Source organism: Phenylobacterium sp., from assembly GCF_030651755.1.
GTDB lineage: Bacteria > Pseudomonadota > Alphaproteobacteria > Caulobacterales > Caulobacteraceae > Phenylobacterium.
The window spans coordinates 44,199-52,015 of sequence record NZ_JAUSBZ010000044.1; the positions used below are offsets into that span (position 1 = coordinate 44,199).

Annotated in this window: 9 protein-coding genes; 5 read left to right on the forward strand and 4 right to left on the reverse strand. The window is 65.0% G+C overall.

Annotated elements, in window-relative coordinates; genetic code table 11:
* Nucleotides 1-5 precede the first annotated feature (5 nt).
* Entirely contained in the window at nucleotides 6-650 is a 645-nt protein-coding gene (locus Q7V15_RS03945) for an HD family hydrolase (protein WP_304753938.1), read from the reverse strand.
* A gap of 118 nt (nucleotides 651-768) precedes the next feature.
* Between Q7V15_RS03945 and Q7V15_RS03950 the strand changes: the two genes are divergently transcribed.
* Together Q7V15_RS03950 and Q7V15_RS03955 are read left to right on the forward strand one after the other, a co-directional pair.
* On the forward strand, nucleotides 769-1,581 hold the full coding sequence (locus tag Q7V15_RS03950; protein WP_304753940.1) for a universal stress protein: 813 nt from the start codon (nucleotides 769-771) through the stop codon (nucleotides 1,579-1,581).
* 13 nt (nucleotides 1,582-1,594) lie between these two features.
* Nucleotides 1,595-1,966, forward strand: a complete 372-nt coding sequence (locus Q7V15_RS03955) for a hypothetical protein (protein WP_304753942.1) — start codon at nucleotides 1,595-1,597, stop codon at nucleotides 1,964-1,966.
* A 17-nt stretch (nucleotides 1,967-1,983) separates the two neighbouring features.
* On the opposite strand, the gene Q7V15_RS03960 is transcribed toward Q7V15_RS03955, so the two are convergent.
* From Q7V15_RS03960 to Q7V15_RS03970, 3 genes are all read right to left on the reverse strand, one after another.
* The gene (locus Q7V15_RS03960) at nucleotides 1,984-2,802 is read right to left on the reverse strand and encodes a hypothetical protein (protein WP_304753944.1); all 819 of its coding nucleotides are present in this window, start codon (nucleotides 2,800-2,802) and stop codon (nucleotides 1,984-1,986) included.
* Between the two features lie 81 nt (nucleotides 2,803-2,883).
* Nucleotides 2,884-3,753, reverse strand: coding sequence for a MoxR family ATPase (locus Q7V15_RS03965; RefSeq protein ID WP_304753946.1), 870 nt, complete (start codon nucleotides 3,751-3,753; stop codon nucleotides 2,884-2,886).
* Nucleotides 3,754-3,901: 148 nt separating this feature from the next.
* Nucleotides 3,902-5,716, reverse strand: coding sequence for a tetratricopeptide repeat protein (locus Q7V15_RS03970; RefSeq protein WP_304753948.1), 1,815 nt, complete (start codon nucleotides 5,714-5,716; stop codon nucleotides 3,902-3,904).
* 196 nt (nucleotides 5,717-5,912) lie between these two features.
* Between Q7V15_RS03970 and flbT the strand changes: the two genes are divergently transcribed.
* From flbT to Q7V15_RS03985, 3 genes are all read left to right on the forward strand, one after another.
* Nucleotides 5,913-6,338, forward strand: a complete 426-nt coding sequence (gene flbT / locus Q7V15_RS03975) for a flagellar biosynthesis repressor FlbT (RefSeq protein ID WP_304753949.1) — start codon at nucleotides 5,913-5,915, stop codon at nucleotides 6,336-6,338.
* Nucleotides 6,298-6,663, forward strand: a complete 366-nt coding sequence (gene flaF, locus Q7V15_RS03980) for a flagellar biosynthesis regulator FlaF (RefSeq protein WP_304753950.1) — start codon at nucleotides 6,298-6,300, stop codon at nucleotides 6,661-6,663. Before flbT ends, flaF begins: the two co-directional genes overlap by 41 nt.
* A 283-nt stretch (nucleotides 6,664-6,946) precedes the next feature.
* Nucleotides 6,947-7,780, forward strand: coding sequence for a flagellin (locus tag Q7V15_RS03985; RefSeq protein WP_304753952.1), 834 nt, complete (start codon nucleotides 6,947-6,949; stop codon nucleotides 7,778-7,780).
* The last annotated feature ends 37 nt before the right edge of the window (nucleotides 7,781-7,817 follow it).

Here is a 7,817-nt window from a genome sequence, read left to right on the forward strand (position 1 = left end):
TCGGTCTACTCCGTATCAAAGGCCGCATCGACCGGGGCGAATCCCGCAGCCTCCGAGAGCACATGATAGCGCTGAATGTATCGCCCCTGGGCGACGGAGGCCGGCAGCGGCTCGATATGCAGATCATAACCCTGCGGCGGGGCGCCGAAAAATTCCAGGGCCTCGTGCGGGGCGAACCCCGCAAGCTGGGTCGCCTCAAAATAGGCGCAGGCATGATCTGCGCGCTTGATCAGGGTCTTCACCACGGCCGGCGACTTGGCCGGAAGGCCGAACCGGACATGAATCGCGGTCTCCAGGCGTTCTTCGAACTGCTTGTAGTCCAGGCCCAGGGCCGACTTGAACGGCGAGATCATGTCGCCGATCACATACTCAGCCGCATCATGCAGCAGGGCCGCCAGCCGCCAGCGGGGTTCGATGTCCGGCTGCAGGTGGGCGACGATCTCCTCGACGACGAGGGAGTGCTGGGCCACTGAGAAGGCGTTTTCACCCACGGTCTGACCATTCCAGCGCGCCACCCGGGCCAATCCGTGGGCGATGTCCTCGATCTCGATGTCCATCGGAGAGGGGTCGAGCAGGTCCAGCCGACGACCTGAAAGCATCCGTTGCCAGGCGCGCGGTTCCCGCGGCTTTCGACGCAGCCCTTTCCTCATCAAGGCGTTCCTTCCACACTGCCACGGTTAAGGCGTTCGACCGCGGTGAGATTGGCAAAGATCAATGCACGCTTCGAACGCGGGAAGCATCATCCCGACCTGTGGAAAAGGGAAGCAAATGACCTGGGCAAGAATCATGGCGCCGCTGTCCGGCGGCGAGGGCGACCAAGTGGTGCTTGAGGCCGGGGCCCTGGTGGCCGGGGCCTTCGGGGCCGAACTGGCCGGAGTCTACACCCCGGCGGACGTGGCCGATGTCATGCCCTGGATGGGCGAAGGCTTTATGGGTGGCGTCCAGGCGACGGCTCTGGAGTCCCTCAAGGAGGCCGCGGCGGTCGGTGAAAAAAAGGCCCGCGCCGCGGTGGCCGCGCTGGCCTATGACGCCAAGAGTTTCCTGGCCTTGCAGACCCCGGTCTGGGCCAATTTGTCGGCGGAAAGCCGGCTTTCGGATGTGGTGGTGTTCTCCGACGAGCCTGGCCGTGGTCGTGGGCCCCTGGCGGAGGCCTTCCAGGAGGTGCTGGCCGATGAGCAGCGTCCGGTGATCGTCGCCCGTCCTGGCCTGAAGGTGGGCGGCGTGGTCGCCATCGCCTGGGACGGCGGCAAGGAGGCGTCCCGGGCGGCCCGACAATCGACCCCGCTTCTACAGAAGGCGAGCAAGGTGGTGATCCTGACTGCGCCGCGGGCCACAACGCGCAGCCTCGATCCCGCCCGTCTGCAGGCCTATCTGGCCGCCCGTGGCGTGACCTCGGAATTCGAAATGTTGCCTGACTCCGGTGAGGCGGCCCCGATGCTGCTCTATGCCGCGCAAAAGGCTGGCGCAGACATCCTGGTCGCCGGCGCCTTCGGCCATCCCCGGCTGCAGGAGTTCATTTTCGGCGGAACCACCCGTTCGCTTCTCCAGGCGGACGCGCCTTCGCTTTTCCTGTCCCACTAGTACGAGGTCGATCATGCCCCTTTCGCGCATCGTTATGCGGCTCGCCCGCAATCCCGGCACTGAATTCGCCGGGGGGGATGACCACCGCGGCTACGCCCTGACCGCCCCACTGACCGCCGATGGCTATCTGGACGAGGCCGCCTATGCCGAAAAGCGGGCCGAATGCGTGGTGCGCCGTTTTGCGCCGGACGAGGCGCCCGCCGACGGCCGTCTGGCCCGGCGTGGCAGCCGCTGGTTCTTTGACTATGACGCCAGCGACACCGATGACGATGAACCCGTCCATCGTCTTGGAGAGCATCGTTTCGCCCTTGGCGAATACGTCACGGTCACAGACGAGGACGGGCGCCCCCTGACCTACAAGGTGATGGAAGTCGTCCCGGCCTGACGGAGCGGCGGGGTCGTTCAGACCCCGCCGTTCTCGCGGACCAGGGCCTTGATCTCGTCGAGCATGTCGCCGGTGTGCTTATCCCCGTGCCGCGATCCCTCGGTCGCCGAGACGATGGCCACCGTCAGGGGGCCTGTCTTGGGTCCGCCCGCTTCCAGGCCCACATAGCTCATGCCCTGGGGCTGGCGGCTGCTGGCCAGGATATAGGTGGCCCTGACGCCGCGCCGTTGGCGGGAGAGCGCTTCCCCGCGCAGCCTCACCTCCCGATAGATTCTGACCGTGGCGCCATCGTCCGAAGCATTGATGTTGACTGGGCCGATCTTGACCCTGGCGTCCGCCTCATTGGCGTCGATGCTCAGCCCAGGCAGCCGGATACTGACCGACTCGTCCCCCGCATCGACCTTCGCCCCCGGAATGTTGACCTGGACTCTCTCGCTCGGACCGGCGCTGCCGCCATTGGCGTCAGATTCGGCCTGGGCCACCGTCTTGGCGGCCAGGGCCGACACGTCGCTGTCGAGTGACCCGCTGGTCACGGCCGTCGCATGGTTACTGTCGGGGCCGGCGCCGGAAAGCAGGCCGCTGAGTTCGGCTTCCAGCCGGGCCAGGACGGCCTGAGGATCTCCCTCGACTGGCACTAGACGCAGGTCCACATCGGCGCCGTCTTTCGTGCGATAGCGGCAGGACTGACCATCCGCCGCAGCGCTGACACGGACCAGTTCACCCTTGGACTCAGGGCAATTCAGCCGCCCTGTGAGCGCCGCCGACTCCGGGCGTTCTGCGCAGCCCGCCAGGGCCACGAGGGCGCCTGCCGCGCCAGCCATCAAGAGGGTCTTCATGCAGAGGCTCCCGTTCACCGTCGTCAGTGACGGTGAACGGGCGCAACCACGAGGTCGAGTGAAATCGCGGTAAGCTCGGCCCTACTGGCCGGGACGGGAGCCAGCGCCTTCGCGCCGCGCCAGGAAGGCCAGGCGTTCGAACAGGTGCACGTCCTGTTCGTTCTTCAAAAGGGCGCCATGCAGCGGCGGGATCAGCTTGGTGGGGTCGCGTTCCTTCAGCGCCTCGGCGTCGATGTCCTCGACCATCAGCAGCTTCAGCCAGTCGAGAAGCTCCGACGTGGAGGGTTTCTTCTTCAGGCCAGGAACCTTGCGCATGTCATAGAAGATGCGCAGGGCCTCGGCGACCAGCTTCTGCTTGATCCCGGGATAGTGGACTTCGATGATCTGGTTCATCGTCTCGGCGTCGGGGAACCGGATGTAGTGGAAGAAGCAGCGGCGCAGGAAGGCGTCCGGCAGCTCCTTCTCGTTGTTCGAGGTGATGATCACGATCGGGCGGATCGCCGCCTTGATCGTCTCATTGGTCTCGTAGACGTAGAATTCCATCCGATCGAGCTCCTGCAGGAGGTCGTTGGGGAATTCGATGTCGGCCTTGTCGATCTCGTCGATCAGCAGGACGGGGCGCTTGGGCGCGTCGAAGGCTTCCCAGAGCTTGCCCTTCTTGATGTAGTTCTTGACGTCCTTGACCCGCTCGTCGCCCAGCTGGCTGTCGCGCAGGCGGGTGACGGCGTCATATTCATAGAGGCCCTGATGGGCCTTGGTCGTCGACTTGATGTGCCAGGTGATCAGTTCGGCGTCGAGCGCCTTGGCGATCTCGTAGGCCAGCACGGTCTTGCCGGTGCCGGGCTCGCCCTTGATCAGCAGGGGACGTTCCAGCGCGACGGCCGCATTGACGGCGACCTTCAGATCCTCGGTGGCGACGTAATCGTCTGTGCCTTCGAAACGCTCGGCCATATGAGCTCCCAATATGTGCGGGTTCAATGACGCCCGCATTCGAACAAATGTTTCAACTGACGCCAACCTAAAGGGCGGCGCGGGACATTCAAGCGGCTTGAGCGTCTGGCGCGTCTTCGCCACGGCCGGTTGTCCGTCAGAGGCGATTTCAGGGCTGAGGGGTGCGTCGCAAGGCAGGACCATCGGCGTCCGCCAGAGCCTCCGCCATCTGGGTCAACATCGGTCCCCAGTCCCCCAAGGCCTTTGCCGTGAAGACCCGCATCTGAGGGTACCAGGGATAGTGGTCGCTTCCGAGGCGCGGCCAGGCGCCAGGCGCCGAGGCGATCCAGGCGCTCGCGCCGCAGGCCCCGGCCAGATTCACCGTGGCGTTGGGAAAGCCGATCACCAGGTCCAGAGCGCAGGTGAGGGCGGCGATCTCGTCCAGGTCCTGTTTCAGGTCGATGCCGGGCGGAGTCCAGATGCTGACGCCCATGTCCCGTTGGGCGTGGGCGAGTTCGGCGGCGCAGTCGCCATACTGAAGATTGACGAAGGTCGTCCCCGGGACGGCCAGGACGTCTCGCCAGGCCTCGAAGGCCGAGAAGTAGCGACGCCGTGCGCCGGTCATCAGTCCGCTTTTCCACAGGAGGCCGACCTTCAGCCCGGCCGGCGCCTGGTCAAGGACGTCGCGCCAGTGGGCGACCCTCTGCGGATCAGGTCGCAAATAGCCCGCCTTGTGGGGAAACGAGGCGAGGGATGGCCGAAAGCGGCGCAAGAGTGAGCCCAGGGGCGCCCAGATTTCCGGCGGATCCTCGTCGGTCACGAAGGGGGCCACCCGCACCGAGCGCCCGGCGACGGCATAGGTGGCGTGCGCCCCCACCACCGCCTGCGGAAAGCTCCGCTGAAAGAGGGGAACAAGGCGCGTCTCCACGGCCAGGAACAGGCGCCCTTTCGGCCCCAGGGCCTCCAGGACATCAGGGATGAGATTGGCGAACATCACCTCATCGCCCAGGCCCTGCTCGCCGAAAATCAGCAGCGAGCGTCCCGCGAGTTCGGTGTCCGGCGTCCAGGGCCGCCCGAGCGCCTGGAAATGTGTGCAGTCGGAGAACTGGGGGTGGAGTCGGGCCTCATAGTCTTCCCAGCCTTCCGCGATCTGTCCGAGCTCCATCAGGATGGTGGCCCGCGACAGCCGCATCATCAGCTGCTCGTCCTGAGCCACAGCTCCGGCGAGGGCGACATCGCAGTCCGCGAGGGCCGCCTCCGCCTCCCCAAGGGAGAGGCGGACATTGGCCCGGTTGTACTGCGCCTTGGGAAAGTGCGGCTGCAGCCGCAGGGCCTCGTCAAAGAAGGTGTGCGCCGCCTCAAGCTCGCCCTGCTCGGTGACGATGGTGCCCAGGGTGTTCCAGGGCATGGCCGCGGTGGGATTGGCCTCGATGGCCGGCCGCAGGATTTCGATGGCTTCCTCGGCCCGGTCCTGGTCGCGAATGGCGCAGGCCAGGTTGTTGGCGCCCTCAGGATGGTTGGGCTTGGCGGCTAGGAAGTGCCGAAACAGCTTCTCCGCCTCAGCCTTCATGCCCATCCGGAAGGCCAGACGTCCCAGGTCATTGGCCACGTCGGCCTGATTGGGCAACAGGGCCAGGGCCGATTCGTAGCAGGTGATGGAGGAGACGAAATCACCGGCCCGCTCCCGCGAAATGGCCAGGAGATACCAGGCAAAGCCGTTGCGTTCGTCCTGTTCCAGGGCCTGGATGGCCAGCCGTCCGCCGGTCTCATGGTCTTCGGCCTCCAGGGCGGCGACGGCGCGCCGGAGGATGGGGGCGACCGAGAGGGCCCGAAGTTCACTGATTCCAGCATTGAGCCGCTGCAAGGCGTCGTGAGTTCCCGCCGCGCCCATGGCGTCTGCGGCTCGCCCGAGATGGGCCGGGCCGGGCTGGGCGGCGGCGAGGGCGATGGCCGATGTTTCGCCGGTGCGGGTGGGTCGCGTCATCCCGATTCCATTTCCTGGGTGAACACGGCGATGGTTCGCGCCATTATGGTTACTCCTTGCTTAAGCGCGGCCTTCCGTCGCAGGGCCAGCAAGGGCTCGTTAATAGTCCCCGCCTAGCTTGGGCTTGTCCGCTGCGCTGCTCGAGTGCGGTCCAGCAGGCTCAACGCGGCCGGGGCGCGTAATTGGGGGTCGAGCATTGCCGCTCAAGCTATCGCTGAAACCAGGCGAAAAGTTCGTTCTGAATGGCGCCGTCGTTCAGAACGGCGACCGCCGTGGAACCCTGGTGCTCCAGAACAAGGCTTCGGTCCTTCGCGAGAAGGACATCATGCAGCAGGATGAGGTGACGACGCCGGCGCGGCGCGTCTACTTCCCAGTCATGATGATGTACCTCGATGAGGCTGGCGCTGAGCGCTACTACGACGAATTTGTACGACGGCTTTCGGAATTCATGAGCGCGGTTCGTAATCCCGCGATCCTTGCCGACTGCGTCTCCATATCTAAGCACGCCATGACGCGCGAATACTATAAAGCGCTCATGCTGTGCCGGAAGCTCATCGACTACGAGGACGAGGTGTTCGGTAATGTCCCTACGAGCCTACCAGCAGGCGGCGCAGAGAGCTGAGTCACCCCGTGAGGCGGAGTATCGCCTCTTCGCCCAGGTGACTCGCGCCCTCATTGAAGCCTCCAAGGCCGATCCCCTGGATTTCGGCACGCGCGCCGACGCCCTCGATTGGAACCGTCGGCTGTGGATCGCCTTGGGAGATGATTGCGCCCACGTCGATAATAATTTGCCGGAGTCGCTGAGGGCGCAGATCATCTCGCTCAGCATCTGGGTTCAGAAGCACACCAGCGTGGTCATCCGTCGCGAGGACGACTTCGAGGCTCTGATCGACGTCAATCGGATCATCATGCAGGGGTTGTCCCCCTCGGCGGCCGAGGCCGCCTGAGGCCCAAGGCGCCCCAAGAATCTCACCCAAAGGCCCGGCCCTTCGCCGGGCCTTTTTCTTTACCCGCAGTTCCTGCCGACCCGGCAGGTTTGACTCGGCCGTTCCTGCCGGGCCCGGCGCGGCCATGGTTTCCGCGCTCTGAAAAATACAGGTAAATCAGCCGTTTACCCTGGCGCGGCTTGGGGCGCCGACTGGCCTGAGCATTGCGATGCGTTCTGGGAGCCAAGAACGGCTCGCCGGTGAAAAATCGCCGGGTACCCGACCAGAACGGAAGGACAAGATCATGGCCATGAATTCGGTCAACACCAATGTCGGCGCTATGGTGGCGCTGCAAAACCTCAACAAGACGAACACGGACCTCAACACCACCCAGGGCCGGATCAACACCGGCCTGAAAGTCGCCAGCGCCAAGGACAATGGGGCCATCTGGGCCATCGCCCAGAACCAGCGTTCGAATTCCGGCGCGCTGAACGCGGTCAAGGAATCCCTCTCGCGGTCGATCTCGACTGTGGATGTGGCCTTGTCGGCGGGGGAGAGCGTCTCTGATCTGCTCCTGCAGATGAAAGAGAAGTCCCTTGCGGCTTCCGACACCACCCTGGACGCGGCCAGCCGCACGGCTCTGAACGATGACTTCAAGGCCCTGCGCGACCAGATCACCAAGGTGGTGACTAACGCCACGTTCAACGGCGCCAACATGATCACGGCCACCACGCCGACCACGGTTGCGGCTCTCGCGAGCGCTGACGGGGTGAACAAGATCACTGTGGCGTCCCAGAGCCTGGCGCTTGGCGGCGCCAATGTGACGATTGCGGCGACGGCCTCCATCGGGACGCAGACCACGGCGGCGGCGATGATCGCTACGATCAACACGTCGATCGCCAACGTGTCTTCGGCCCTGTCCAAGCTCGGCACCGGTTCCAAGGCGCTGAGCTCGCACCTGGAGTTCGTCGGCAAGCTGCAAGACTCCATCGACGCCGGGGTGGGCAACCTGGTCGACGCCGACCTGGCGAAGGAGAGCGCCAAGCTTCAGTCGCTGCAGACAAAGCAGCAGCTGGGTATTCAGGCCCTGTCCATCGCCAATCAGTCGTCGGGCTCGATCCTGTCGCTGTTCCGTTAACGTCTTGAGGCCGGGCGGCGCGCGTTGCGCCGCCCGG